The following is a 24,857-nucleotide window of genomic DNA, read 5'->3' on the forward strand; positions in this document are numbered from 1 at the left end:
GTGGCTTCCTCGCCGACCCCGCGGCGGGCAAGACCCGACACATGGGTGGAGACAATGACAATCAAGGAAACCTCGCGGTCTGAATTTATCACGGTGCGCGGCCTGCGCTACCACGTGCGCCACTGGGGCACCCCCGGCGCGCGCAAGCTGTTCATGCTGCATGGGTGGATGGACGTGGCCGCGTCGTTCCAGTTCCTGGTCGACCACCTGCGCGGCGACTGGCACGTGATCGCGCCCGACTGGCGCGGCTTCGGCGCGACCGACTGGCCCACGCGCTACCCCGGCACGCAGTCGTACTGGTTTGCCGACTACCTCGCCGACCTCGAGGCGCTGCTCGACCACTATGCGCCCGCGGGCCAGGTCGACCTGGTCGGCCACAGCATGGGCGCCAACGTGATCTGCCTGTATGCCGGCATCCGCCCGCAGCGCGTGCGCCGCGTGGTGGACCTGGAAGGCTTCGGCATGACCGCGACGCGGCCGGAGCAGGCGCCCCGGCGCTATGCGCGCTGGCTCGACGAAGTACGCGCAGGCACCGAGCTGAAGACCTACGACAGCCTCGACGGCGTCGCCGCGCGCCTGCAGAAGACCAATCCGCGCCTGCCCGACGAGCGCGCCGCGTTCCTGGCCGCGCACTGGTCGCGCCGCAACGCCGAGGGCCACTGGGAGATCCTGGGCGATCCCGCACACAAGCTGGTCAATCCGATGCTGTACCGGCTCGATGAAGTGATGGCGGTGTGGGAGCAGGTCACCGCGCCGGTATTGCACGTCGAGGCGCGCGCTTCGGAGACGCTGCGCCATATTGCCCACAAGCAGGCCATCGATGAATTCAGGCAGCGCTTCCGCGCTTTCCGCGATTTCCGCGAGGCGGTGGTGGAGGACGCCGGCCACATGCTGCACCACGACCAGCCCGCGGCCGTGGCGGAACTGGTGGAATCGTTCTGCGCCGGCACCTGATACCGGCCCCGAGCGGCAGTTCGGGCGTCAGGCGTGGGTGAGCTTTTCCTTCAGCGCGGCGTTGTTGCTGGTGTGCACGTGCACCAGCGCCTTTTCCGGGAAGGCATAGTGGTAGGCGCGGCGCAATGCCAGCGCGGCCTCGTGGAAGCCTGACAGGATCAGCTTCTGCTTGTTCGGGTAGAACGCGATATCGCCGGCGGCGAAGATGCCGCGGCGCGAGCTTTCGTAGGTAGTGGTGTCGACCAGGATGCGGCCGGCGCGCATATCCAGATCCCACTGCGCGATCGGGCCGGGTTCGGACACCAGGCCGTACAGCGCCACCAGTTCCTCGGCGGGCAGTACGGTGCTGCCGTCGCGGGTCCGCACTTCGACTGCACTGAGCGCGCCGTCCGCGCCCTCGGTGCGCAGTGCGCCCAGCATGCCGACCACGAAATCCATCTCGCCCTCGGTCACCGCGCGGCGCATCTCGGCGACGGTGCCGTCGGCGGCGCGGAAGCCCTCGCGCCGGTGCAGCAGCGTCACGCGCGCGGCCACCTTGCGCAGCGCCAGCGCCCAGTCCAGCGCCGAGTCGCCGCCGCCGGCGACGATCACGCGCTTGCCGGCGAAGTGCGACACGTCGCGCACCGCGTAGTGGACGTGGCGGCCTTCCAGCGCGGGCGCCTCGGGCAGCGATACGCGCTGCGGCGCGAACGCGCCCGCGCCGGCGCAGACCAGCACGGCGGCGACATCGAAGCGCTTGCCGCCGTCGGTCGTCACCAGCAGGCGTTCGTGCCCGGCATGGCCGTCCGGCGCGGCGATTTCGGCGACGCTTTCGGCGCGCTGGCCGAAGTGCATCGGGAAGTCGAACGGGGCGCATTGCTCCAGCAGCCGGTCCACCAGTTCCTGCGCCAGGCAGCCCGGCACGGCGGGAATATCGTAGATCGGCTTCTCGGGATAGAGCTCGGTGCACTGGCCGCCGGCGCGGTCGAGCACATCGATCAGTTCACATTTCAGGCCGAGCACGCCGGCCTGGAACGCGGCGAACAGGCCGACCGGGCCGGCACCGACGATCAGGACATCGGTGGTGGTGACCGTGGCGGTGGCGGAAGCGGTGGCTGGGGTAGCGGTGGACATGGGGCATGGCAGGCACGCCTGGTGCCCGCGAATCGACGATGCAAAGCCCGACTATACCCCGCAGCCAGCGGCTTTCCGCCGACGCCAGCGTTGCCGGCATGGCTTTGCGTGGCCCGCCGGGAGCGGCGCCGCCGCGCAGTCCAGGAGCGACGGGAGTAGAATTGCCCCATGCAAAACGCCCACGCCATCAATGCCGACCTGCATTGCCATTCCACCGTTTCCGACGGCACGCTCGCGCCGCGCGCCGTGGCCCAGCTCGCCCGCGACGCAGGGGTTGCGTTCTGGGCGCTGACCGACCACGACGAGCTGGGCGGGCAGGCCGAGGCACGCGCCGCCGCCGAGGAATTCGGCATGCGCTATGTGCCGGGCGTCGAGATCTCGGTGACCTGGGCCGGACAGACGGTGCATATCGTCGGGCTGCAGATCGATCCGTTCTGTCCGGAACTGATCGATGGACTGACCGAGACCCGCTCGGGCCGCGCGAGGCGGGCGCGCGATATCGCCGATGCGCTGGCCAGGGTGGGCATCGACGGTGCCTATGAAGGGGCCCTGCGGTACGTCGGCAACCCCGACCTGATTTCGCGCACGCATTTCGCACGCTGGCTGGTCGATCAGGGACGTTGCGCCAGCATCGGCGATGTCTTCAGCGAGTACCTGTCGGAGGGCCGCCCGGGCTATGTCGGCCACCGCTGGGCCAGCCTGGCCGAAGCGGTGGGCTGGATCCGCACCGCCGGCGGCATCGCGGTGATGGCGCACCCGGGACGCTACCACTACACCGACACCCAGCACGACGCGCTCTTCGATGAATTCACCGCGCTGGGTGGCGGCGCGGTCGAGGTGGTGACCGGCAGCCATACGCCCGACCAGTACCGACGCTACGCCGAGGTGGCGCGGCACTACGGCTTGCTGGCTTCGCGCGGCACGGACTTCCACGGGCCCGGCGAGGGCCGGGTGGAACTCGGCACGCTGCCGCCGCTGCCGCCTACGGTCACGCCGGTCTGGCACGACTGGTAGGCGCGCCCCTGCCTGGCCGGGGCCTGCCCCGGATGCCGCTCCGTTCCATCCGAATCCGCTCCCTGGCCCATGTCCCAATACTTTGAGATCCATCCGCTCAACCCGCAGTCGCGCCTGCTCAAGCAGGCGGCCCAGATCCTGCAGAAGGGCGGGCTGATCGCGCTGCCGACCGACTCCAGCTACGCGCTCGCCTGCCGGCTCGACGACAAGGCCGCGGTCGAGCGCCTGCGCCGGCTGCGCGGCATCGACGACCGCCACCACCTGACGCTGATGTGCCGCGACCTGTCCGAGCTCGGCAACTTTGCCCGCGTCGACAACCGCCAGTACCGCTGGCTCAAGGGTGCCACGCCGGGCCCGTACGTGTTCATCCTGGAGGCGACCAAGGAAGTGCCGCGGCGGCTGTCGCACCCGGCGCGCAAGACCATCGGCGTGCGCGTGCCCGAGCACGCCATCCCGCTGGCGCTGCTGGGCGAAACCGGCGAGCCGCTGATCTCGGCGACGCTGCAGCTGCCGGGCGACCACGAACCCCTCAACGATCCGGCGCAGATCCGGGCGCGGCTGGAAAAACAGCTCGACCTGGTGGTGGATGGCGGGCCGGCCCCCGCGCAGCCGACCACGGTGATCGACCTGACCGGCGGCGAGCCCGAACTGGTCCGCGCCGGCCGCGGCGACATCGCCCGCTTCGGCCTCTGACACGCGGCGCCGCCGCGCCTTCGGCCGGGTGCATCAGCGTGCGCCCGGGCGCCGGCGGGCCGCTACAATAGCGCTCATGGATTCCTCCCTTATCCAGACCTTCGCGGTCTATGCCCTGCCGGTGCTGTTCGCCATCACGCTGCACGAGGCCTCGCACGGCTACGTGGCCAAGCTGTTCGGCGACAGCACCGCCTATGCGCTCGGGCGCGTCAGCCTGAACCCGATCCGCCATATCGACCCGATCGGCACCATCGCCGTGCCGCTGCTGTTGTACATCATGACCAGCGGCCAGTTCGTGTTCGGCTACGCCAAGCCGGTGCCGGTGGTGTTCGAGCGCCTGCGCAACCCGCGCTGGCATGGCATGTGGGTGGCGCTGGCCGGGCCTGCCAGCAACGTGGTGCAGGCCTTCGTCTGGGTGCTGCTGGCGATCGGCCTGACCTGGGGCGGCGTGCGCGAGCCGTTCTTCGGCGAGATGGCGCTGGCCGGCGTGCGCGTCAACCTGGTGGTGGCGGCCTTCAACCTGTTCCCGGTGCCGCCGCTGGATGGTGGCCGCGTGCTGACCGCGCTGCTGCCGCAGGGCATTGCGCGCGCGGTGTCGCGCATCGAGCCCTACGGCATCTTCGTGGTACTGGCGCTGGTGGCCGCGGGGGTGATCACCACCATCTGGATGACGCCGGTGGTCAATGTGCTGATGTCCCTGATCGAGATGCTGCTGCGCCCGATCGTGCTGTTGCTCAATTGACGGGGACGGCCATGACGCTGTCGCATGCCGGCATTGCCGCCCCGTCCGCCTGGGTCACGCGCTGGGCCCATCTGCTGCGTCCGGGCGCGCGGGTGCTGGACCTGGCCTGCGGCAGCGGCCGCCATGCCGCCTGGCTGGCGGCGCGCGGCCACCGGGTGCTGGCGGTCGACCGGGATGCCGACGCCATCGCCAGCCTGCCCGCCGGCGTGGCCGGGCGCGTGGCCGACCTGGAGCAGGGCGACTGGCCACTGGCCGGCGCGGAGCCGTTCGACGCCATCGTCGTCACCAACTACCTGCACCGGCCGCTGTGGCCACACCTGGCGGCCGCGCTGGCGCCGGGCGGGTGCTGGATCTATGAGACCTTCGCCGCCGGCAACGAGACCGTGGGCAAGCCGTCGCGGCCGGATTTCCTGCTGCGCCCCGGCGAGCTGCTGGAGGTGGCGCGCGCCCATGGGCTACGCGTGGTGGCCTACGAGGACGGCGTGATCGAAGTGCCGAAAACAGCCTTCGTGCAGCGCCTATGTGCGGTGCGCGAGGCGGCGCCGGCGGCCGGTGCGGCCGCGCCGCCACGCTACCGGCTCGATCCCTGAGCCGCGCGCCGCGATGTCGGCGCAAACGGCGCCGCATGCGTTGAAACAGTTGGTATCAACCCCCGTCCGGGCAGCGCTCGAAGCGGCCTGCGGTTCCGGTACAATCCCGTTATTCGCATCCCGAATTCCCTAACGTTATGACACAGATTACCGGCAGCATCGTTGCCATCGTCACCCCGATGCAAGAGGACGGCAGCCTGGACTTCCCGGCCCTGCGCGCACTGGTCGACTGGCACGTTGCCGAAGGCACCGACGCCATCGTGATCGTGGGCACCACTGGTGAGTCCCCGACGGTGACCGTCGAGGAGCACTGCGAACTGATCCGCGTTGCCGTCGAACAGGCCGGCAAGCGCATCCCGATCATCGCCGGGACCGGTGGCAATTCCACCAAGGAAGCCATCGAGCTGACCGCCTTTGCCAAGAAGGTGGGCGCCGATGCCTCGCTGCAGGTCGTGCCGTACTACAACAAGCCGACCCAGGAAGGCATGTACCGGCATTTCCGCACCATCGCCGAGGCGGTGGACCTGCCGGTGCTGCTGTACAACGTCCCCGGCCGCACGGTCGCGGACATGAACAACGAAACCATCCTGCGCCTGGCGCAGGTGCCGGGCATCGTCGGCGTCAAGGAAGCGACCGGCAATATCGACCGTGCCGCGCAGCTGATCAAGGGCGCGCCGGAAGGCTTCGCCATCTACAGCGGCGACGATCCCACCGCGGTGGCGCTGATCCTGCTGGGCGGCCACGGCAATATCTCGGTGACCGCGAACGTGGCGCCGCGCAAGATGCACGAGATGTGCGCGGCGGCACTGAAGGGCGACGTCGTCACCGCGCGCCGCCTGCATATGGAACTGATCGGGCTGAACCAGGCCATGTTCATCGAAGCCAATCCGATCCCGGTCAAGTGGGCGCTCCAGCAGATGGGCAAGATGGCTGGCGGTATCCGCCTGCCGCTGACCCCGCTGTCCGAGGGCAACCACGACTACGTACGCAAGGCACTGGCCGCCGCCGGCCTGCTGGCCTGATTCTTCGCGGCGTCCTGCTGTCCGCCTTACCTACTAGGATTGCGTGTCAATGAAACTGAAGCTTAACCGCCGTGGCGCGACGCAAGTCCGCCGCGCCGCCCTGGTTGTGCCCGTGCTTGCCGCCGGTGTGTTGACCGGCTGCAGCAGCCTCAACGAGGCCATGCAGCCCGACAAGATCGACTACAAGTCGTCGGCGTCGAAGCGTACGCCCACGCTCGACGTGCCGCCCGACCTGACCAAGCTGGAAGGCGACCGCCGTTACTCGGTGCCCGATGCCAACGGCACCTCGACGCTGTCGACCTACAGCCAGGCCACCAAGGTGCGCGAGCAATCGCCGACAGAGAACGTGCTGCCGTCGGCGCAGGGCATCCGCATGGAGCGCGACGGCAACCAGCGCTGGCTGGTGATCAGCAACGGCATGCGCGGCGACCAGTTGTGGCAGCAACTGCGCGGCTTCTGGCAGGAAAGCGGCTTCCTGCTGGTGCAGGACTCGCCCGAGACCGGCATCATGGAAACCGACTGGGCCGAGAACCGCGCCAAGATCCCGCAGGACATCATCCGCAACACCATCGGCAAGGTGTTCGACGGCCTGTACTCGACCTCCGAGCGCGACAAGTTCCGCACCCGCGTCGAGCGCGCGCAGAACGGCACGCTGGAAGTCTTCATCAGCCACCGCGGCGCGCAGGAACAGCTGACCGGCATCGACAAGTCGAGCACGGTGTGGACCCCTCGCCCGGCCGATCCCGAGCTGGAAGCCGAATTCCTGTCGCGCCTGGCGCAGCGCCTGGGCGTGCAGAAGGAGCAGGCCGACCGCATGGCCAAGAACCCGACGCCGGCCGGCAATACGGCCGCGGCGGCGGGCGCTGCCGCCGACACCACGGCCGCCGCCGCGGCCGCCACGACCGGCGCCGAGGGTGCCGCGCCGAACAAGTCGTACCTGGCCCAGGTCAACGGCGCCCCGGCGCTGCAGCTGCCCGAGCCGTTCGACCGCGCCTGGCGCTCGGTGGGCCTGTCGCTGGATCGCGTCAACTTCACCGTCGAGGACCGTGATCGCGCGCAAGGGCTGTACTACGTGCGCTATGTCGACCCGCGCAACACGGTCGACAACCGCGGCTTCTTCTCCAAGCTGTTTACCAAGCCGGACGATCCCAAGACCGCCAAGAAGTACCGCGTTTCGCTCAAGGGCACGGGCAGCGGCACGCTGGTGACGGTGCTCAACGATGCCGGCCAGCCCGAGAACGGCGAAGTCGGCAAGCGCATCCTGTCGCTGCTCGACGAGCAACTGCACTGAGCCGGCGCATGATTGCTGGCTTGCCAGCCGGCCGTCCTGGCCGGTGCCTGGCGGGGAGGGCGCGGCCATGATGCGCTTCGCCTTCCTCGGCAGCGGCAGCGAGGGCAACTCGCTGCTGATCGAATCCCGCGAAGAAACCACCACCACCCGCGTGCTGCTGGACTGCGGCTTCGGCATCCGCGAGACCGCCCGGCGCCTGGAGCGCCTGGGTGTCACGCCGGACCAGCTCGACGCCGTGCTGGTCACGCACGAGCATGGCGACCATGTCGGTTCGGCCTACGCCTTTGCCGCGCGCCATCGCCTGACGGTCTATGCCAGCCACGGTACCTGGCTGGCCACCTCGCACCTGCGCGGCGCCGACGTGGCCGACGTGCGGGTTTGCTGCGCCGACCATGGCTTCGCCATCGGCGGCCTGCAGGTGCTGCCCTACACCGTGCCGCACGATGCGCGCGAGCCGGTGCAGTTCGTGCTGTCGGACGGTCAGGCTCGGCTGGGCGTGCTGACCGATGCGGGGATGGAAACCCCTTACGTGACCTCGCGCCTGGCGGGCGTCGATGCGCTGGTGCTCGAATGCAACCATGACCGCGAGATGCTGCGCAATTCCGTCTATCCGGCCTCGCTCAAACGGCGCATCGGCGGCGACTTCGGCCACCTGGCCAATGAAGTGGCGGCCAGCATCCTGGCGCAGATTGCCCATGACGGGCTGAACCGCGTGGTGGCGGCCCATCTGAGCAAGCAGAACAACACGCGCGCGCTGGCCACCGGCGCGCTGGCGGCGGCGCTGGGCACCCGGCCGAGCGAAGTGCTGGTGGCGGATCAGGACGAAGGTCTGGGGTGGCAGGCGGTGCGCGCCTGAGGCCTGCGGCAACAGGGACCGCGCGAGGGTGCGGCCCAAAAACAAAAACCGGCCCGAAGGCCGGTTTTTTTTATCGGTGAGAAACCGATTACTGCTTGGCGGCCGGAGCCGAAGCGTCAGCAGCCGGAGCCGAAGCGTCGGCAGCCGGGGCCGAAGCCGCGTCAGCAGCCGGAGCGGCCGGGGCCTCAGCAGCCGGAGCCGAAGCTTCAGCAGCAGGAGCGGTAGCAGCCGGAGCAGCCGTGTCAGCGGCCGGGGCGGCAGCTTCTTCCTTCTTGCCGCAAGCAGCGAGAGCAACAGCGGCCAGCAGCGATGCGATCAGGAGAGACTTCTTCATTGTTCGTCCTTTAACTTGTAATAACGAAAAACAGGCGATGAATAATTACCGGTAATTATCGCTCTTGAACTGCAAAATTAGGCCCTCCCGGGTGCCGACATATGCAGTGGTCCACAGTACTAGCCAGCCGACGATTATATCCGCGTTTTCCCGGCTTGTGTAGCGCCGAAATTTGCTGATTCGCAATGTTACGCATTATTACAGCCGCGGCCCCAATTGCAACCATCCTTCCAGGGTCCAGTGATGGAAGGTTTCCATCAGATCGGGCAGGTCGGCACAGGTCCCAACTTCCTGGGCGCTAAGCTGCCGATTATCGGCCAACTTCTTCAGCCACGGCGTCAATTCGGCCGGCGGCTCGTAGGCTTCTCCATTCAGGAAGAAATTGGCCCGGTCGTAAAGCGCAATCGACGCCGGCGCCAGCACCACGCCATGCCGGGACGCCAGTGTCGCATAACGACGCAACGGCATGTCGGCGATCTCTGCAAATTCAACGCCAGGCTTGGGCTCGGACAGATGGCTGCCGAGGAATTCCGACACCATCTGGCTGTTCCATTGCAGTGCCTTGAGCCGTTCCGCCACCGCCCTAGCCATGCCCGCCGGCAATTGCGCGGGGCGCGTCGCGGCGCGCTCGCCGGCATCGGCATAACGGCCGCCGAGATCTTCGTTGTCTTCGACCGTTTCCGACAGCCACGCCAGGAAGTGCCCGGCCAATTCGCGATAGGCGGGCGCGCGGAAACCGATCGAGCAGGTCATGCATTCGCCCTCGGCAATACCATCGTGCGCATATTGCGGCGGCAGGTACAGCATGTCGCCGGGCTCCAGTACCCATTCCTGTTCGGCGCTGAAGTCGGCGAGAATCTTCAGCGGCATGTCGGGAATCAGCGCGAGGCTGGTCTGTGACGAAATGCGCCAGCGACGCCGGCCCGAGACTTGCAGCAGGAACACGTCATACGAGTCGAAGTGGGGGCCCACGCCGCCGCCGTCGGTGGCGTAGCTGATCATCACGTCGTCGAGGCGGGCGTCGGGGACGAAGCGGAAGCGACCCATCAGATCCGCCGCGGCGGCATCGTGCAGGTTGACGCCCTGCACCAGCAGGGTCCACTGACGGGTCTTGACGCCGGGCAGGTTTTCGCGCGCAAATGGACCATGCGCGAGTTTCCAGCGGTTGCGGAAGTGCGTCACCAGGCGCGATTCGACATCGTCGCGATCGGCGAGATCGAAAAGCGCATCGCGCGACACCGGCGGCACAATTCCCGGCACCGCCTGTCGAATGAGCATGGGCTTGCGATGCCAGACATCCCGCATGAATGCAGCAGGCGTCATGCCACCAAGCAGGTCGAGCGGAGTGTCTGGATCGACGGGGCCAGGGGGCAGGGCCTGCGCGTATAATGCGGAATCGTTCATGGAGTCAAGAATTGAAAATCGCTAAGAACACGGTGGTGTCCGTGATGTACAAGCTATCGGACGCGCAGGGCAATCTGATCGAGGAGTCAGATGAAGCCATGGTCTATTTGCACGGCGGCTATGATGGCACGTTCCCCAAGATCGAGGAAGCGCTCGACGGCCATGACACCGGCTTCGAGACCCAGCTGCAGCTGGAACCGGAAGACGCGTTCGGCGACTACGATGCCGACCTGGTGAAGGTCGAGCCGCGCAACCGCTTCCCGGAGCCGCTCGAGGTCGGCATGCAGTTCGAGGGCATGCCCGAGGACGGTGACGAAGAAGACTCCGTCATCTACACCGTGACCGACGTGGCCGAGGACAAGGTCGTGCTGGATGGCAACCATCCGCTGGCCGGCATGGCGCTGCGCTTCTGGCTGAAGGTTTCGGAAGTGCGCGAAGCCACCGCCGAGGAAGTCGAGCATGGCCACGCCCACGGCGCCTCGGGCGTTGAAGTGGTGGACGAAGACGAGGACGACGATACCCCACGCACGCTGCACTGAGCCTTCGCTTGCAGTGCTGTCATCAGGAAGCCGGCCGTTGCCGGCTTCTTTGCTTTGGCGCGCGCGTCAGTTCGGTGCCGGGGCATCCTTCAGCACCACCGCGAACGGCGATGCCGCGGCCGGCGTGATCACCAGCTCGGCCCATTGCGAGATCGAGCTGGCTGGCAGCGACACGCGCGTGAAGTTTTGCATCACCTTGCCGGCCGCGTCGCGCATCGGCTTGTCGATGCCGAAGCCGCTGTCGGCGCCGCTGCCGGCGGCGTGCACCAGCAACACCTGGCCGTTGAAGCGCGCGCTCAGGTCGCGCAGCTGGCGCTTGAATTCCAGGTAGCCATCGCGCGTGCGATGGCGCATGAAGCCGTCGAGCAGCGTGGGCCGTCCCTTCTTCTCCCAGCCGTTGGCGAAATGCGGATCGGCGTGGGCCACCACGACGATGCCATTCATGTCGCGCTGGCGCGCCAGCGAGAACGCACGGGCCAGCCACTGCCGGTTGGCTTCGCGCCGGTCCTCGAACTCGCTGTTGCGGCCGCCTTCGTCGCGGTAGTGGTTGTTGTCGCCCGGCACGTTGAGACCGACGATCAGCACGTCGCCGACACTGATGCGCATGTTCTCGCGGAAGCTGCGGAACAGCGCCTGGTCCGACTGCCGCACCAGCGGCCGCGTCTGCCGTCCGAGCGTGGCGTCCTCCGGAAAGAACAGTTCGCGCAGCCGGCTCAGCCGCTCGACCGGGTCGAAGCTGCCGTTGACCGGCAGCCTGCATTCTGACCAGTCGGTTTCGCCCGGCACATAGATCAGCGGCAGCGGCGACTGGTTCAGCAACTGCTGGCGGCTGCCGAGCACGGCGTCGCTGCATGACTCCGTATCGCCCTTGACGCCGCCGGCATGGATCACCAGGTTCAGCTTGCGCTCGGCGAAGTGGTCGAGCAGCGCCGCCAGATTGGCTTCCGCGGCCGGCCACTGCGGCAGGTCGGCGATGAGCGCGACGCGCACCACCTGCGGCTTGGCCGGTGGCCGCGCCGCCAGCGCCTGCGGTGCGGCAGCCGCCATCGCGGCCAGGCACAGCCCGGGCAGCAGCGTCGGCAGGGCCCGGCGCAGCGCCTTCATGCCGTATCGACCGCCTCGCCCGCCAGCGCCTTGAGCCGGTACAGCGCCTCCAGCGCCGCGCGCGGCGTCAGCGTGTCCGGATCCAGGTCGGCCAGGGCGTCGATCACGGCGGCCTGCTCGGGGGCCAGCGCGGGGGAGGGGGCAGCCATGGCGGCATCGTCGTCGTCCCAGGCCTCGTCGCCGTCGGGCGTCGGCGGCGCGGCGAACAGGTCGAGCTGCGGCGTGGGCGTGGCGTCGGCGGATTGCTGCTCCAGCCAGGCCAGGTGCTTGCGCGCGGCGCGGATCACCGGCTGCGGCACGCCGGCCAGCTGCGCCACCTGCAGGCCGTAGCTCTGGCTGGCCGGGCCGTCCTGCACCGCATGCAGGAACACGATGCCGTCGCCATGCTCGACCGCCGACAGGTGCACGTTGGCCGCCTGCGGGAACTCCTGCGGCAGCTGCGTCAGTTCGAAGTAATGCGTGGCGAACAGGGTATGGCTGCGGTTGTGCGACAGCAGGTGGCGCGCGATCGCCCAGGCCAGCGCCAGGCCGTCGAAGGTCGAGGTGCCGCGGCCGATCTCGTCCATCAGCACCAGCGATGCCGGCGTGGCGTGGTGCAGGATGCCGGCAGCCTCGGTCATTTCGACCATGAAGGTCGAGCGGCCGCCGGCCAGGTCATCGGCGGCCCCGATGCGGGTGAAGATGCGGTCGATCGGCCCGATCACCGCCCGCCGCGCCGGCACATAGGCGCCCACGCAGGCCAGCAGCACGATCAGCGCGGTCTGGCGCATGAAAGTCGATTTACCGCCCATGTTGGGGCCGGTGATCAGCAGCAGCTTGCGGGCCTCGTTGAGCTGGCAGTCGTTGGCGATGAACGCCACCGACTCCGCCGCGAGCTGGCCTTCGACCACCGGATGGCGGCCCTGCACGATGTCGACCACGTTCTCGGCGACGCGCTCCGGCGCTGACCAGTCCAGCGTTTGCGCGCGCTCGGCCAGTGCCGCCAGCACGTCCAGCCGCGCCAGCGCGGCAGCCACGCGCTGCAGCTCGCCGATATGCGGCAGCAGTGCCTGCAGCAGGCCATCGTAGAGCTGCTTCTCGCGGGCCAGCGCGCGGTCCTGCGCCGACAGCGCCTTGTCCTCGAAGGCCTTCAGCTCGGGCGTGATGTAGCGCTCGGCGTTCTTCAGGGTCTGGCGGCGGCGGTAGTCGTCGGGCACCTTGTCGGCCTGGCCGTTGGTGACCTCGATATAGAAGCCGTGCACGCGGTTGAACTCGACGCGCAGGTTGGCAATCCCGGTGCGCGCGCGCTCGCGCGCTTCCAGGTCGATCAGGAACTGCCCGCAGTTCTCGGAGATGTCGCGCAGCTCGTCGAGCTCGGCATCGAAGCCGCGCGCGATCACGCCGCCGTCGCGCACCACGGTGGCGGGCTCTTCGGCCACGGCGCGCACCAGCAGGTCCAGGCAATCCTGCGGCACGGCCAGGTCCTGCAGGGTCTGCACCAGCAGCAGGCTGCCCTGGTCGTCCTGCAGGCAGCCCTGCACTTCAGGCAGTGCGCGCAACGTGTCGCGTAGCGACGACAGGTCGCGCGGACGCGCATTGAGCAGCGCCAGCCGCGAGGTGATGCGCTCGACGTCGGCGAGCCGGCGCAGCGCCGTGCGCAGCGCGTCGGTGCCCTGGTCGATCAGCACGCCGATGGCCTGTTGGCGCGCCTGCGGCACCGCCGCATCGCGCAGCGGGTGGTGCAGCCAGTGGCGCAGCGCGCGGCTGCCCATGGCGGTGCAGCAGGTGTCCAGCAGCGAGAACAGCGTCGGCGACTCGCCGCCGCGCAGGGTTTCAGTCAGTTCCAGGTTGCGCCGCGTGGCGGAGTCCAGTCCGACATACTCGGACTCGCGCTCGACCTTCACGCCCTGCACATGGCGCAGCGACTGGCCCTGTGTGGTGGCGGCGTAGTTCAGCAGCGCGCCGGCAGCGCCCAGCGCGGCGCCCAGCCCGGCACAGCCGAACGGGTCCAGGCTGGCCACGCCCAGTTGCTCGCGCAGCCGGCGCGTGCCGGCGTCCTGGTCGAAATGCCATTCCGGCAGGCGCGTGCGTGCGCACGCCAGCGCGGGCAGTTCGATGCCATCGGCATACAGCAGCTCGGCCGGGCGGATGCGCTCGAGCTCCCGGCCCAGCAGCGCCGCTTCGCATTCCATCAGGCGCAGTTCGCCGCTGGCCAGGTTCAGCCACGCCAGGCCGGTCTTGCTGACGCCGCGGCGCGTGGTCTGCTGGTGCACGGCCATCAGGAAGGTATCGGCCTTGTCGGGCAGCAGCGCGGCGTCGGTCAGCGTGCCGGGGGTGACGATGCGCACCACCTTGCGCTCCACCGGCCCCTTGCTGGTGGCGGGGTCGCCGATCTGCTCGCAGATCGCCACCGACTCGCCCAGCTTCACCAGCCGCGCCAGGTACTGGTCCGCCGAATGGAAGGGGATGCCGGCCATGCGGATCGGCACGCCATTGGACGAGCCGCGCGCGGTCAGCGTGATGTCGAGCAGGCGCGCGGCCTTCTCGGCATCGTCATGAAAGAGTTCATAGAAATCACCCATGCGGTAGAACAGCAGGGTGTCGGGGTGGTCTGCCTTGATGCGCAGGTACTGCTGCATCATGGGGGTATGGCGGCTGCCTGTGGCGTCTGCCTGTGCCTGTTCAGGGTCGGTTTTCTTCTGCAATCCCATTGCCATTTAGCCTGTCTGGCGGTGGGCCTGCGTCGTGCCGCCCGATCCGCGCCGAGCGCTCCTTGCGTGCCCAGGAAAAGCGCCTCCGCGGGGGCGGGCCGGGCGCTGGTCCGGCGGCCTGTGGCCGCGGCACGAAGGGGCGTTTTCGAATATGGGCGATATGGTACAGCACGGTGCTGCCGCCGCAGGCCCGCAGACCGCTGCGCCGGCCGCGGATCAGCGGAACACCAGCACCGGGATGTCGCTATGGGTCAGCACTTTCTGCGTTTCACTGCCCAGCAGCAGGCCGCTGAGTCCGCGGCGGCCATGCGAGGCCATGAAGATGACATCGCAGCCCAGGTCCCGGGCGGCATGGATGATGCCCTGGTACGGCGCCGAAGCGCTGGAGACGTGGCCGGTACAAGGTACCCCGGCCAGCGCTGCAGCGGATTCGACCTTGGCCAGTTCCCGGCGCGCCCCGGCTTCCACGCGCTGCTGGTAGGCGTCGCGCTTTTCGTGCGAGCTGTCGCTGGTCAGCACATAGGGATAGCTCTCCACGCACATGTACGGCGTGAGCCGTGCCCCCGCGGTGCGGGCGAACTGGATGGCGGCGGAGACGGCCTGGTGCGAAAGCTCCGAGCCGTCGACCGGGAGCAGGATGTGCTTGAACATGGGGTCCTTTTCTGTTGTGTGAGGCAAGGGCGCGAAGCGAAGCGGACGCCAGCGGGTAGCATCCTGCGCTTCGGCGCCGCGTTCAGTTGGCCAGCGCGCGGCCGACGATCAGCGGATCCGGCTGGCCGATCGCGGTGGTGTCCCGGTTGGCATAGGGAAAGCGCGCCAGGATGTAGCGCAGCGCATTGAGCCGCGCGCGCTTCTTGCAATCGGAGCGGATCACCGTCCAGGGCGCATCGGCGGTATCGGTATGCGCGAACATCGCTTCCTTTGCGCGGGTGTACTCGTCCCATTTGTCGAGCGAGGCGACATCGACCGGGCTGAGCTTCCATTGCTTGAGCGGGTGGATTTCGCGCTCGCGGAAGCGCCGGCGCTGCTCCTTCTGGCTGACCGAGAACCAGAACTTGAACAGGTGGATGCCGCTGCGCACCAGGTGCCGCTCGAAATCCGGCGCCTGCTGCAGGAAGTCCTGGTATTCGCGCGTGGAGCAAAAGCCCATCACGTGCTCGACGCCGGCCCGGTTGTACCAGGAGCGGTCGAACAGCACGATCTCGCCCGCGCAGGGCAGGTGCTGTACGTAGCGCTGGAAGTACCATTGCCCGCGTTCGGCGTCGGTGGGTTTTTCCAGCGCCACCACGCGCGCGCCGCGCGGGTTCATGTGTTCCATGAACCGTTTGATGGTGCCGCCCTTGCCGGCGGCGTCGCGGCCTTCGAACAGGATCACCACGCGCTGGCCGGTCTCGCGCACCCAGGCCTGGAACTTGAGCAGCTCCACCTGCAGGCGGTACTTCTGCTTCTCGTAATTGCGGCGCGACATCAGGTTCTGGTACGGGTACGCGCCTTCGCGCCAACTGGCGGACAGCTCATCGTCCGGGTGGCGCTGGCGGCCGGCCTGCCATGCGGCCGGGTCGCCCTCGAGGATCAGGCTGCGCAGCTGCGCGGCCTCGTCCGGCGCCAGGCCGTCGAGCAGCGTGCGCACGGCGCCAAGCATGCCGGTGCCATCGCCGGCCCGGCTGGCCAGGATGTCCTGCATGCCGCTTGCCGCCAGTTGCACCGCGGCTTCGACGGCGCTGTCGACTTCATTGCGCTGCGCCGAGAGTGCCGAGCGGGTGGGCAGCACATCGCCCCTGGCGGTGGCGCGGGGCCGTGTTGCGGTGGGGCTACGGGCCGGCCGGAGTTCGCGATCGGTCATCTGCGCGTCTCCGTCAGGCGGTGGTCCGACGCAGGATCTGGTAGAGCTGGTCCTTGAGCAGCAGCTTCTCTTTTTTCAGCCGCTCGATCTCGAAGGTGGAAGCCGGCACCAGGCCGGCTTCCATGTTGTGGATTTCCTGGTCGAGCGAATTATGGCGGTGGAACAGCCGCGCAAAGTGGGCGTCATGCGTTTTCAGGGCAGTGATCTGGTCGCGGTACTCGGGAAACATGCTGGCTCTCCTGTGGCTGGATCCGCGCGCACATGGCGTGGCGCATGGATTCATTCTGGTGAGCGCGGGGCGGCACGGCCTTGACCAGGATCATGGCTCGCCGGGGAATGAGACAAGGCCGCAATGCGCGACGCACGGCCGTGCGACGCCGGAAAACAAACGCCCGCCGGGGTGCGGCGGGCGTGCTTTCTGGGATGGCCGCTCAGGCCATGTGCCAGCGTCAGACGGCGCCGGGCTTGACGTTGTCCAGCGAGTACGGCGACAGCAGACGCACCATCTGGGCAAAGGCCTTGGGGTTGCCGGCCAGCACTTCGCCTTGTTCCAGCTGGCGCGGCTCGCCGGCGTAGTTGCCGACCAGGCCGCCCGATTCGGTGATCAGCAGCATGCCGGCGGCCATGTCCCACGGCTGCAGGCCGCGTTCGAAAAAGCCGTCGAGGCGACCGCAGGCGACGTAGGCCAGATCCAGCGCGGCGGCGCCCGGGCGGCGCAGGCCGGCGCAGCTGCGCGTCATCAGCGCGAAGATCTCGAGGTACTCTTCCACCCCTTCCAGGTCGCGGAAGGGGAAGCCGGTCCCGATCAGGCAGTCGGCCAGCTTGTCGCGACGGGTGACGCGGATGCGGCGGTTGTTAAGGAAGGCGCCGGCGCCCTTGGTGGCGGTGAACAGTTCGTCGCGGGTCGGGTCGTAGACCACCGCCTGCACCGGCGTGCCGCGGTGCAGCTGGGCGATCGAAACCGCGTATTGCGGAAAGCCGTGGATGAAGTTGGTGGTGCCGTCGAGCGGATCGATGACCCAGGTGTACTCGTGGGTGGCTTCTTCTTCGGTCCAGGACTGGCCGGACTCTTCCGCTAGAATGCCGTGTTCCGGGTAGGCGGTGCGCAGGACCTCGATGATCGCGGCTTCGGCGGCGCGGTCCACCTCGGTAACGAAATCGTTGTGTTGCTTGCGCGAGACGCGCACCAGATCGACGTCGAGCGACGCGCGGTTGATGATGGATCCCGCCTTGCGGGCCGCCTTGATGGCGATATTGAGCATCGGATGCATGAATCTCTCCAGGCCGGCCACGACCGCGCGGCGGGGCGCCAAAGCGCCGCACGCCCGCTCATGGGCAGCTGACAACACAACGGATTGTAGAAGAACGTGGGGCGTCGCCGGCCTTGCTGCAGGACGCTTCGCAAATGTGTCGCGAACGTCTCGCGGGCATGCATAAACCTGGCGCCGCGCCAAAGAAGAACCCCGAATTGTATATGAACCCGGCAATTGATACGAGCCAGCCCGCCACCCCCACGCCAGGCGGGGATAACTTCGGCCGCGTGCGCTTCGTGCTGGTCGAAACCAGCCATCCCGGCAACGTCGGCTCGGTGGCGCGGGCCATCAAGACCATGGGCTTCGGCAGCCTGGTGCTGGTCTCGCCGCGCGAGCCAGAGGTGCTGCGGCATCCCGATGCCGTCGCCATGGCCAGCGGCGCCGACGACGTGCTGGCCGCCGCCGTGATTGTCGGCCAGTTCGACGCAGCCCTGGCCGGAGCCGCGCTGACCGTTGCCATGACCGCGCGCCTGCGCGAGTTCGGCCCACCGCGGCTGCTGCCGCGCGCCGCCGCCGCACGTGCGCGCCAGACGCTGTCGGGCAGCGGTGGCGTCGCCTTTGTGTTCGGCAACGAGCGCTATGGCCTGCCCAACGAGGTGGTGGAGCGCTGCAACGCCGTGACCCATATCCCCGCCAATCCCGCCTATGCCTCGCTGAACCTGGCGCAGGCAGTGCAGCTGGTCGCCTACGAGATGCGGCTGGCGCTGCTGGAGGCCGCCCCGGACGCGGGCGCCAATATCGGCTATGCTGGCGAGCCGGCCACGGCCGAACAGGTCGAGGCCATGTTCGGGCACCTGCAGAGCGGGCTGGAGGCGATCGGCTTTCTCGATCCGTCCAATCCGCGCAAGCTGATGACCCGGCTGCGCCGTCTGCTGGCGCGCAGCGGCCTCGAGCGCGAGGAAGTGAACATCCTGCGCGGCATCGCCAAGCACATGCTGATTGCCGCGCAGAACCAGTCGGGCCCGCAGGCCGACCGGTGACAGGAGCAAAGGACTGTGGCAGCAACCCCTAGCAATGCGATGTGGGACCGGAACGGTGCATGCCGAGGCGGCGTGGCCAGGCGTCCTGCCGCCGCGGGTGGGCGTATGCCTGGTCGATGTTGATCACAGCATCGCAGCAATGTCCCTGGCGGATCAGGGGCCAAACGCCGGCACCGCAAGGCGGGCCGGCAAATCCCTTACACTCCTGATCCTCTGCACCGGCCCCCGACCGCGCCGGCGACCCCGCCCCGGGCCCTGGCCCGCGTGTCGTGGCGCACGTCGCGGCACCACGACACGACCAAGATGTTCTCTCGCCTGAAGGAAGATATCGACACCATCATGCTGCGCGATCCCGCCGCGCGCAGCCGCCTGGAGGTCCTGACCTGCTATCCGGGCCTGCATGCCGTACTGCTGCACCGGCTGGCGCACGCGTGCTGGCGCGCGGGCTGGCACTGGCTGGGCCGCTGGATTTCGCACTGGTCGCGCTTTTTCACCGGCATCGAGATCCATCCGGCAGCGACGCTGGGCCGGCGCGTGTTCATCGACCACGGCATGGGCGTGGTCATCGGCGAGACCGCGCAGATCGGCGACGACTGCACCATCTACCAGGGCGTGACGCTGGGCGGCACGTCGCTGTACAAGGGCCAGAAGCGGCATCCGACCCTCGGCGTCGGCGTGGTGGTCAGCGCTGGCGCCAAGGTGCTGGGTGGATTCGAGGTGGGCGACGGCGCGCGCGTGGGCTCCAACGCGGTGGTGCTCAAGCCGGTGCCACCGGGCGCGACCGCGGTCGGCATTCCGGCCCGCATCATCCTGCCGGATGCGCCGTCGGTGCAGCAGGGGGCGAAGCAGGAGTTCTCTGCCTACGGCATCACGCCGAATGCCGACGACCCGGTGTCGCTGGCGCTCAAGAGCCTGATCGACAATGCCGCGCTCCAGCATGACCGCATCGAGGCAGTGCTGGCTGCGCTCGACCGGCTCGGCGAACACCTGGAGAACACGCCGAACGATCCGTTCGATGCCAGCGAGCTGCGCAAGCTGATGAAGTAACGGCGCGCAGCAATGATCGCGCCGGTCAGTCCGTCTGCGGCAGCAGCCGGAAGCCGTCGCGGTCGAGCTGCAGCACCGCCGCGCGCGGGTGCGCGCCGTCCAGGTCCCAGTCGGTCAGCACCCAGCGCACGCCCGCGGCGTCTTCATGGCGGGCAGGGCGATGGGTATGGCCATGGACCAGCAGCGACGCGCCGGCGGCACCGAGCAACTCCGCCGCGGCCGCGGGGGCCACATCACCATAGATCACCGGTACCGCCGCGTCCGCGCTGCGCTGCCGGGCGCGGTTGCCTTCGCTGTCCGCGCGCAGCTTGCGCGCGACCGCCTGGCGCGCCTGCAGCGGCAGCGCCAGGAACACGCGCTGCACCCAGTGCTTGCGGGTCCAGCGGCGAAAGCGGTTGTAGCGTTCATCGTCGATGCACAGCATGTCGCCGTGGCTCAGCACCACGCGCTGGCCGGCGCAATCGATCAATGTGGGGTCGGGCAGCAGCGTGGCGCCGGCGGCGCTGGCGAAGCGCCGGCCCAGCAGGAAGTCGCGGTTGCCGTGCATCAGGTACACCGCCACCCCGCGCGCCGCCAGGGCGCGCAGCGCCAGCGCCACGCGTTGCGCGAACGGCGCCTCGGTTTCTTCGTCGCCGACCCAGAATTCAAAGAAGTCGCCCAGGATGAACAGCGCGCGCGCGTGCGTGGCGGCGCGCTCGAGCGCGCGCTCGAAGGCGGCCAGCGTGCGCGGCATGCCGGGCGTGAGATGCAGGTCTGAAATGAACCACGCCGGCGCCTGTACCTGGAGGGGACCGGCCACCGGCGTGTGGGAGATTGCGGTCATGCGTGGTGTCGGGAGGGAAAGGCCGGCACGCGGGCGCGCACGGGACCGCAATCGGCAGGCATCGGCTTACTCGACCACGACGGCCTTTTCGATCACGACGTCTTCCAGCGGCACGTCCTGGTGGAAGCCCGAGCTGCCGGTGCGCACGCCCTTGATCTGCTCGACCACGTCGGTGCCGTCGACTACCTTGCCGAACACGGCATAGCCGAAGCCCTGCGGGGTCGGCGACGAGAAGTTGAGGAAGTCGTTGTCGACCACGTTGATGAAGAACTGCGCGGTGGCCGAGTGCGGCGCATTGGTGCGCGCCATCGCCACGGTGTAGCGGTCGTTCTTCAGGCCGTTGCCGGCCTCGTTCTCGATCGGGGCGTCGGTGTCCTTCTGCTTCATGCCGGGCTCGAAGCCGCCGCCCTGGATCATGAAGTTCTTGATCACGCGGTGGAAGATGGTGTTGTCGTAGTGGCCCTTGCGGACATACGACAGGAAGTTCTCAACCGTTTTCGGGGCCTTTTCGGCGTCGAGTTCCAGGGTGATCACACCCTTGTTGGTCTGCAGCTGTACCTTGGACATGGCGGTTTCCTCTGTTCGGTAATTATTTGACGACGGTGGCCGACTCGATCACGATCGGCGCGGCCGGCACGTTGCGCATCGGGCCGTAGGCCGTGGTCGGCACGGCCTTGATCTTGTCGATCGTGTCCATGCCTTCCACCACCTTGCCGAAGACGGCATAGCCATTGCCGTCCGGCTGCGGGTAGTCGAGATTCGGATTATCCACCACATTGACGAAGAACTGCGCGGTGGCCGAATCCGGGTTGCTGGTGCGCGCCATGGCAACCGTGCCGACCTTGTTCTTCAGGCCGTTGCGGGCTTCCAGCGGGATCGGCGCGCGCGTGGGCCTTTCCTTCATGTCGCGGTCGAAGCCGCCGCCCTGCACCATGAAGCCGTTGATCACGCGGTGGAAGATGGTGCCACTGTAGAAGCCGCTCTTCACATATTCCAGGAAGTTGGCGACGGTCTTGGGCGCGGCCTCGGGATAGAGCTCGACCGTGAACTTGCCGGCGCTGGTGACGAACTGGACGCGCTCGGCGGCCTTCTGCTGGGCCAGCGCGCTGAACGAAGACAGCGCCAGGGCGCCTGCGGCCAGTCCGGCCAGGAGGATGCGACGGGAACGGATCATGAAGGAAACTCCGGTAAGTCGGGATGGACACGGCCCGGGCGTGCCGCGCCGGGCCTGCGGATGCATGCTGTCAGTTGGCCACGGGGGCGCTGGCAGGCGACTGGCGCCCGCCCGGCGCCGCCTTGCGGCCGGTGGCCGCCGGTGCGGCCGGCTTCGGAGGCGCTGCCACGGCGGAAGCCGGGGACAGCTGGCGCAGGCCGGCACTGGCGCGGGCATCGCCGGGATTGCGGCGCAGGGCTTCGGTGTAGGCCTGCTCGGCCAGGCGGCGGTAGACGTCGCCCAGGTTGGTGTAGCCGACGGCGAAGGCGGGCTTGACCTCGGTGGCGAGCAGCAATTCGGCCTCGGCGCGCTTCAGGTCGCCGCGCTTGGCATAGAGCAGCGCCAGGTTGTTGTGCGGCTCGGGCAGTTCGGGAAAGTCCTGCGCCATCTCGCTGAAGGCCTGGATCGCTTCGTCCTCGCGGCCCGCCTGGGCCAGCGCCCAGGCGCGCTGGAAGCGGGCCTGCGCATTGCGCGGGTTGGCGGCCAGCACGCGGTCGAAGTTTTTGATGGCGTCCTCGTAGCGGCGCGCGTTGGCGGCTTGCTGGGCCTCGCCCATGCCCGGGTCGCTCGACTGGATGCCGCCGACCGGCGAGTTCGGCACCGCCAGCGACAGCGGGCCGTGCTGCGCGGACGCGGGGCCTGCCAGCGCCGCGGCCAGGGCCAGCAGCGGCAGGACGGTGCGAACTCCGCGCCGGCGCACGCGCGCAGCGGAAACGGCGAAAAACGGGGTGGTCAGCGGCAGGCTCATTGAGGACGGGTCCGTTATACTCCGCGGCATTCTAGCAAAGCGGCAAGTGCGGCACGAAGGCGATGCCGCGGCGCGCCCGGTGCGTGATTGCGCGTGCGCCGGCCGGTGAAGCCGCATGCCCGACTCGCGCACCGCCTTCCGGTAAGATATGGGGCGCGACGGCATTGCGCCAGTGGCGGCGTTCGCGGCCCGCGCTGCCTGCCGTGTGGAACCGGCAGTCTCCTCTCACCACTCACTTCGTTTCATGCAGCCTTTGAACATCTACAACACGCTCGCGCGTGAGAAGCAGCCATTCGTGCCAATCGAACCCGGCAAGGTCCGCATGTACGTGTGCGGCATGACCGTGTACGACTACTGCCACGTCGGCCACGCGCGCGTGATGGTGGTGTTCGACATGGTGCACCGGTGGCTGCGCGCTGCCGGCTACGAGGTGACGTATGTGCAGAACATCACCGACATCGATGACAAGATCATCCGCCGCGCGGTCGAGAACGGCGAGACCATCGGCGAGCTGACCACGCGCTTCATCCAGTACATGCACGAAGACGCCGCCGCGCTGGGCGTGATCCGTCCCGACCATGAGCCGCGCGCCACCGACTACGTGCCGCAGATGCTCGACATGATCGGCAAGCTGGAAGCAAAGGGACTGGCCTACCAGGCCAGCGACGGCGACGTGAACTACTCGGTGCGCAAGTTCGATGGCTACGGCAGTCTCTCCGGCAAGTCGCTGGAAGACCTGCGCGCCGGCGAGCGTGTCAGCGCCAACGATGCCAAGCAGGACCCGCTCGACTTCGTCCTGTGGAAATCCGCCAAGGCCAGCGAGCCGCCCGAGAGCAAGTGGGACTCGAAGTGGGGCGCCGGCCGGCCGGGCTGGCACATTGAATGCTCTGCAATGAGCTGCGCGCTGCTGGGCGAGCATTTCGACATCCATGGCGGCGGGGCCGACCTGCAGTTCCCGCACCACGAAAACGAGATCGCGCAGTCCGAAGGCGCCAGCGGCAAGCCCTTCGTCAACCTGTGGATGCACAACGGCTTCGTGCGCATCAACGACGAGAAAATGTCCAAGTCGCTTGGCAATTTTTTCACTATCCGCGAGGTGCTGAAGGCGTACGACGCCGAGGTCGTGCGCTTCTTCATCCTGCGCGCGCACTACCGCAGCCCGCTGAACTACAGCGATGCGCACCTGGACGATGCGCGCCACGCGCTGACGCGCCTGTACACGGCGCTCAAGGACAACCAGCCGGGCGGCTGCGCGGTGGACTGGGACGAGCCGCACGCAAAGCGCTTTGCCGAAGCCATGGGCGACGACTTCAACACGCCGATCGCGATGTCGGTGCTGTTCGACCTGGCCAGCGAGATCAACCGCACCGGCTCGACCGCGGCCGCGCGCCAGCTCAAGGGGCTGGCCGGCACGCTGGGCCTGCTCGAGCGTGACCCGCATACCTTCCTGCAGGGCGGCGGCAAGGCCGACGCTGGCCCGGCGCCGGACGAGATCGAAAAACTGATCGCGGCGCGCAAGGCCGCCAAGGCCGAGCGCAACTTTGCCGAGGCGGACCGCATCCGCGCCCAGCTGCTGGAAGCGGGCATCGTGCTGGAAGACAAGCCGGGCGGTGCCACCGAGTGGAGGCGTGCTTGAACGCTGCCGCGCGCAAGCCCGCCACCGCCACGCCGCCCGCCGCCGCGGGGCGGGCGAAGGCGGCCGGCCCGCGCCCGGCCAAGGCCGGCGCCAGGGAGGCGCCGCTGCCCGACGGCAAGGACAGCAGCAAGGACGCACGGCCCGCGGTGAGGGCCGCGCGCAACGCCAAGGCCGTGCTGCCCGAGGCGCAGGCGGTGCCGCTGCCGGTCGAGACCGTGGTCGACGCGGTGCGCCCCGCCTACTGGGACGAGGCCTGCGCGGACCTGATGAAGCGCGACCGCATCCTGCGCAAGATGATCCCGACCTACGGCCCGGCGCACCTGGTCTCGCGCGGCGACCCGTTCGTCACGCTGGCGCGCGCGGTGGTGGGCCAGCAGATCTCGGTCAAGGCGGCGCAGTCGGTGTGGGAGCGGCTGCACGCGGTCTGCCCGCGGCTGGCGCCGGCGCAGTTCCTGCGCGCCGGTCCCGAGAAACTGGCGGGCTGCGGCGTGTCCAAGCGCAAGGCGGAATACCTGATCGACCTGGCCGGGCATTTCAAGGCCGGCACCGTGCACGTCGCGCAGTGGGCGCAGATGGACGACGAGGCCGTGATCGCCGAGCTGACGCAGATCCGCGGCATCGGGCGCTGGACCGCCGAGATGTTCCTGATGTTCAATCTGATGCGGCCTAACGTGCTGCCGCTTGACGACATCGGCCTGATCAACGCGATTTCCGCCAATTACTTCAGTGGCGAGCCGGTCACGCGCAGCGAGGCGCGCGAGGTGGCGGCCAACTGGGAGCCGTGGCGGACCGTGGCAACCTGGTATATGTGGCGTAGTCTGGACCCGCTGCCTGTGACGTACTAGGCATCGGAACAATAAAAATCAGAGGCAGGTGCATGGCTGGCAACCTGGCAGGCGCTAAGATAG

26 protein-coding genes are annotated in these 24,857 nt (G+C 68.4%); 13 read left to right on the forward strand and 13 right to left on the reverse strand.

Annotated elements, in window-relative coordinates:
* Nucleotides 1–54: 54 nt before the first annotated feature.
* Complete coding sequence (locus tag CBM2586_RS05670; protein ID WP_115686999.1) at nucleotides 55–954, forward strand: alpha/beta fold hydrolase; 900 nt, start codon at nucleotides 55–57, stop codon at nucleotides 952–954.
* 27 nt (nucleotides 955–981) lie between these two features.
* Here CBM2586_RS05670 and CBM2586_RS05675 read toward each other — a convergent pair whose 3' ends face one another.
* The gene (locus CBM2586_RS05675) at nucleotides 982–2,067 is read right to left on the reverse strand and encodes an NAD(P)/FAD-dependent oxidoreductase (protein WP_115662488.1); all 1,086 of its coding nucleotides are present in this window, start codon (nucleotides 2,065–2,067) and stop codon (nucleotides 982–984) included.
* A gap of 168 nt (nucleotides 2,068–2,235) precedes the next feature.
* Between CBM2586_RS05675 and CBM2586_RS05680 the strand changes: the two genes are divergently transcribed.
* The 7 genes from CBM2586_RS05680 to CBM2586_RS05710 all read left to right on the forward strand — a co-directional run bounded on the left by CBM2586_RS05680 (nucleotide 2,236) and on the right by CBM2586_RS05710 (nucleotide 8,275).
* The gene (locus CBM2586_RS05680; RefSeq protein WP_115662487.1) at nucleotides 2,236–3,081 is read left to right on the forward strand and encodes a 3',5'-nucleoside bisphosphate phosphatase; all 846 of its coding nucleotides are present in this window, start codon (nucleotides 2,236–2,238) and stop codon (nucleotides 3,079–3,081) included.
* 69 nt (nucleotides 3,082–3,150) lie between these two features.
* Complete coding sequence (locus tag CBM2586_RS05685) at nucleotides 3,151–3,774, forward strand: L-threonylcarbamoyladenylate synthase (protein ID WP_115662486.1); 624 nt, start codon at nucleotides 3,151–3,153, stop codon at nucleotides 3,772–3,774.
* A gap of 76 nt (nucleotides 3,775–3,850) precedes the next feature.
* Nucleotides 3,851–4,516 carry a site-2 protease family protein gene (locus CBM2586_RS05690; protein WP_115662485.1) on the forward strand — a complete coding sequence of 222 codons (666 nt, stop codon included), beginning with the start codon at nucleotides 3,851–3,853 and terminating at the stop codon, nucleotides 4,514–4,516.
* An 11-nt stretch (nucleotides 4,517–4,527) separates the two neighbouring features.
* Nucleotides 4,528–5,106 (forward strand): class I SAM-dependent methyltransferase, encoded by a 579-nt coding sequence (locus CBM2586_RS05695; protein WP_115662484.1) that lies wholly within the window; start codon nucleotides 4,528–4,530, stop codon nucleotides 5,104–5,106.
* A 137-nt stretch (nucleotides 5,107–5,243) separates the two neighbouring features.
* Entirely contained in the window at nucleotides 5,244–6,128 is an 885-nt protein-coding gene (dapA, locus tag CBM2586_RS05700) for a 4-hydroxy-tetrahydrodipicolinate synthase (RefSeq protein ID WP_092313767.1), read from the forward strand.
* Nucleotides 6,129–6,177: 49 nt separating this feature from the next.
* Nucleotides 6,178–7,419 carry an outer membrane protein assembly factor BamC gene (gene bamC, locus CBM2586_RS05705; protein WP_115662482.1) on the forward strand — a complete coding sequence of 414 codons (1,242 nt, stop codon included), beginning with the start codon at nucleotides 6,178–6,180 and terminating at the stop codon, nucleotides 7,417–7,419.
* A 67-nt stretch (nucleotides 7,420–7,486) separates the two neighbouring features.
* A complete protein-coding gene (locus tag CBM2586_RS05710) occupies nucleotides 7,487–8,275 on the forward strand; it encodes an MBL fold metallo-hydrolase (protein WP_115687000.1) in 789 nt (262 codons plus the stop codon).
* Nucleotides 8,276–8,363: 88 nt separating this feature from the next.
* Here the strand turns inward: CBM2586_RS05710 and CBM2586_RS31970 are convergent, their stop codons facing one another.
* Nucleotides 8,364–8,609 carry a hypothetical protein gene (locus CBM2586_RS31970; protein ID WP_082818866.1) on the reverse strand — a complete coding sequence of 82 codons (246 nt, stop codon included), beginning with the start codon at nucleotides 8,607–8,609 and terminating at the stop codon, nucleotides 8,364–8,366.
* 198 nt (nucleotides 8,610–8,807) lie between these two features.
* Entirely contained in the window at nucleotides 8,808–10,013 is a 1,206-nt protein-coding gene (locus CBM2586_RS05715) for a cupin domain-containing protein (protein ID WP_172587062.1), read from the reverse strand.
* An 11-nt stretch (nucleotides 10,014–10,024) separates the two neighbouring features.
* Here CBM2586_RS05715 and CBM2586_RS05720 point away from each other — a divergent pair, with 11 nt between their 5' ends.
* The gene (locus tag CBM2586_RS05720) at nucleotides 10,025–10,552 is read left to right on the forward strand and encodes an FKBP-type peptidyl-prolyl cis-trans isomerase (RefSeq protein WP_025582242.1); all 528 of its coding nucleotides are present in this window, start codon (nucleotides 10,025–10,027) and stop codon (nucleotides 10,550–10,552) included.
* 66 nt (nucleotides 10,553–10,618) lie between these two features.
* Here the strand turns inward: CBM2586_RS05720 and CBM2586_RS05725 are convergent, their stop codons facing one another.
* The 6 genes from CBM2586_RS05725 to CBM2586_RS05750 all read right to left on the reverse strand — a co-directional run bounded on the left by CBM2586_RS05725 (nucleotide 10,619) and on the right by CBM2586_RS05750 (nucleotide 17,460).
* The gene (locus CBM2586_RS05725; protein ID WP_115687002.1) at nucleotides 10,619–11,656 is read right to left on the reverse strand and encodes a hypothetical protein; all 1,038 of its coding nucleotides are present in this window, start codon (nucleotides 11,654–11,656) and stop codon (nucleotides 10,619–10,621) included.
* Nucleotides 11,653–14,346: a DNA mismatch repair protein MutS gene (gene mutS, locus CBM2586_RS05730; protein WP_115662478.1), complete on the reverse strand. Its 2,694-nt coding sequence runs from the start codon at nucleotides 14,344–14,346 to the stop codon at nucleotides 11,653–11,655. Before mutS ends, CBM2586_RS05725 begins: the two co-directional genes overlap by 4 nt.
* 216 nt (nucleotides 14,347–14,562) lie before the next feature.
* Entirely contained in the window at nucleotides 14,563–14,997 is a 435-nt protein-coding gene (locus CBM2586_RS05735) for a universal stress protein (RefSeq protein WP_115687003.1), read from the reverse strand.
* A gap of 82 nt (nucleotides 14,998–15,079) precedes the next feature.
* A complete protein-coding gene (gene ppk2, locus CBM2586_RS05740) occupies nucleotides 15,080–16,189 on the reverse strand; it encodes a polyphosphate kinase 2 (RefSeq protein ID WP_115687004.1) in 1,110 nt (369 codons plus the stop codon).
* 13 nt (nucleotides 16,190–16,202) lie between these two features.
* On the reverse strand, nucleotides 16,203–16,418 hold the full coding sequence (locus CBM2586_RS05745) for a YdcH family protein (protein WP_115662475.1): 216 nt from the start codon (nucleotides 16,416–16,418) through the stop codon (nucleotides 16,203–16,205).
* A 220-nt stretch (nucleotides 16,419–16,638) separates the two neighbouring features.
* Complete coding sequence (locus CBM2586_RS05750) at nucleotides 16,639–17,460, reverse strand: inositol monophosphatase family protein (protein ID WP_115662474.1); 822 nt, start codon at nucleotides 17,458–17,460, stop codon at nucleotides 16,639–16,641.
* A gap of 203 nt (nucleotides 17,461–17,663) precedes the next feature.
* Here CBM2586_RS05750 and CBM2586_RS05755 point away from each other — a divergent pair, with 203 nt between their 5' ends.
* Nucleotides 17,664–18,482, forward strand: a complete 819-nt coding sequence (locus CBM2586_RS05755) for an RNA methyltransferase (RefSeq protein ID WP_373424195.1) — start codon at nucleotides 17,664–17,666, stop codon at nucleotides 18,480–18,482.
* A gap of 303 nt (nucleotides 18,483–18,785) precedes the next feature.
* The gene (gene cysE, locus CBM2586_RS05760; RefSeq protein WP_092314140.1) at nucleotides 18,786–19,529 is read left to right on the forward strand and encodes a serine O-acetyltransferase; all 744 of its coding nucleotides are present in this window, start codon (nucleotides 18,786–18,788) and stop codon (nucleotides 19,527–19,529) included.
* A 25-nt stretch (nucleotides 19,530–19,554) separates the two neighbouring features.
* Here the strand turns inward: cysE and CBM2586_RS05765 are convergent, their stop codons facing one another.
* The 4 genes from CBM2586_RS05765 to CBM2586_RS05780 form a co-directional block, all read right to left on the reverse strand.
* Nucleotides 19,555–20,352 carry a UDP-2,3-diacylglucosamine diphosphatase gene (locus CBM2586_RS05765; RefSeq protein ID WP_115662472.1) on the reverse strand — a complete coding sequence of 266 codons (798 nt, stop codon included), beginning with the start codon at nucleotides 20,350–20,352 and terminating at the stop codon, nucleotides 19,555–19,557.
* A 66-nt stretch (nucleotides 20,353–20,418) separates the two neighbouring features.
* Nucleotides 20,419–20,919, reverse strand: a complete 501-nt coding sequence (locus tag CBM2586_RS05770; RefSeq protein ID WP_012352488.1) for a peptidylprolyl isomerase — start codon at nucleotides 20,917–20,919, stop codon at nucleotides 20,419–20,421.
* Nucleotides 20,920–20,941: 22 nt separating this feature from the next.
* Nucleotides 20,942–21,526: a peptidylprolyl isomerase gene (locus CBM2586_RS05775; RefSeq protein ID WP_115687006.1), complete on the reverse strand. Its 585-nt coding sequence runs from the start codon at nucleotides 21,524–21,526 to the stop codon at nucleotides 20,942–20,944.
* A 70-nt stretch (nucleotides 21,527–21,596) separates the two neighbouring features.
* On the reverse strand, nucleotides 21,597–22,313 hold the full coding sequence (locus CBM2586_RS05780) for a tetratricopeptide repeat protein (protein ID WP_115687007.1): 717 nt from the start codon (nucleotides 22,311–22,313) through the stop codon (nucleotides 21,597–21,599).
* Nucleotides 22,314–22,557: 244 nt separating this feature from the next.
* Here CBM2586_RS05780 and cysS point away from each other — a divergent pair, with 244 nt between their 5' ends.
* Both cysS and CBM2586_RS05790 read left to right on the forward strand, forming a co-directional pair.
* Entirely contained in the window at nucleotides 22,558–23,949 is a 1,392-nt protein-coding gene (gene cysS / locus CBM2586_RS05785; RefSeq protein ID WP_115687008.1) for a cysteine--tRNA ligase, read from the forward strand.
* Nucleotides 23,946–24,794 carry a DNA-3-methyladenine glycosylase family protein gene (locus tag CBM2586_RS05790; protein WP_115662468.1) on the forward strand — a complete coding sequence of 283 codons (849 nt, stop codon included), beginning with the start codon at nucleotides 23,946–23,948 and terminating at the stop codon, nucleotides 24,792–24,794. Before cysS ends, CBM2586_RS05790 begins: the two co-directional genes overlap by 4 nt.
* Nucleotides 24,795–24,857 lie beyond the last annotated feature (63 nt).

The organism is Cupriavidus taiwanensis (genome assembly GCF_900250115.1).
Classification (GTDB): domain Bacteria; phylum Pseudomonadota; class Gammaproteobacteria; order Burkholderiales; family Burkholderiaceae; genus Cupriavidus; species Cupriavidus taiwanensis_B.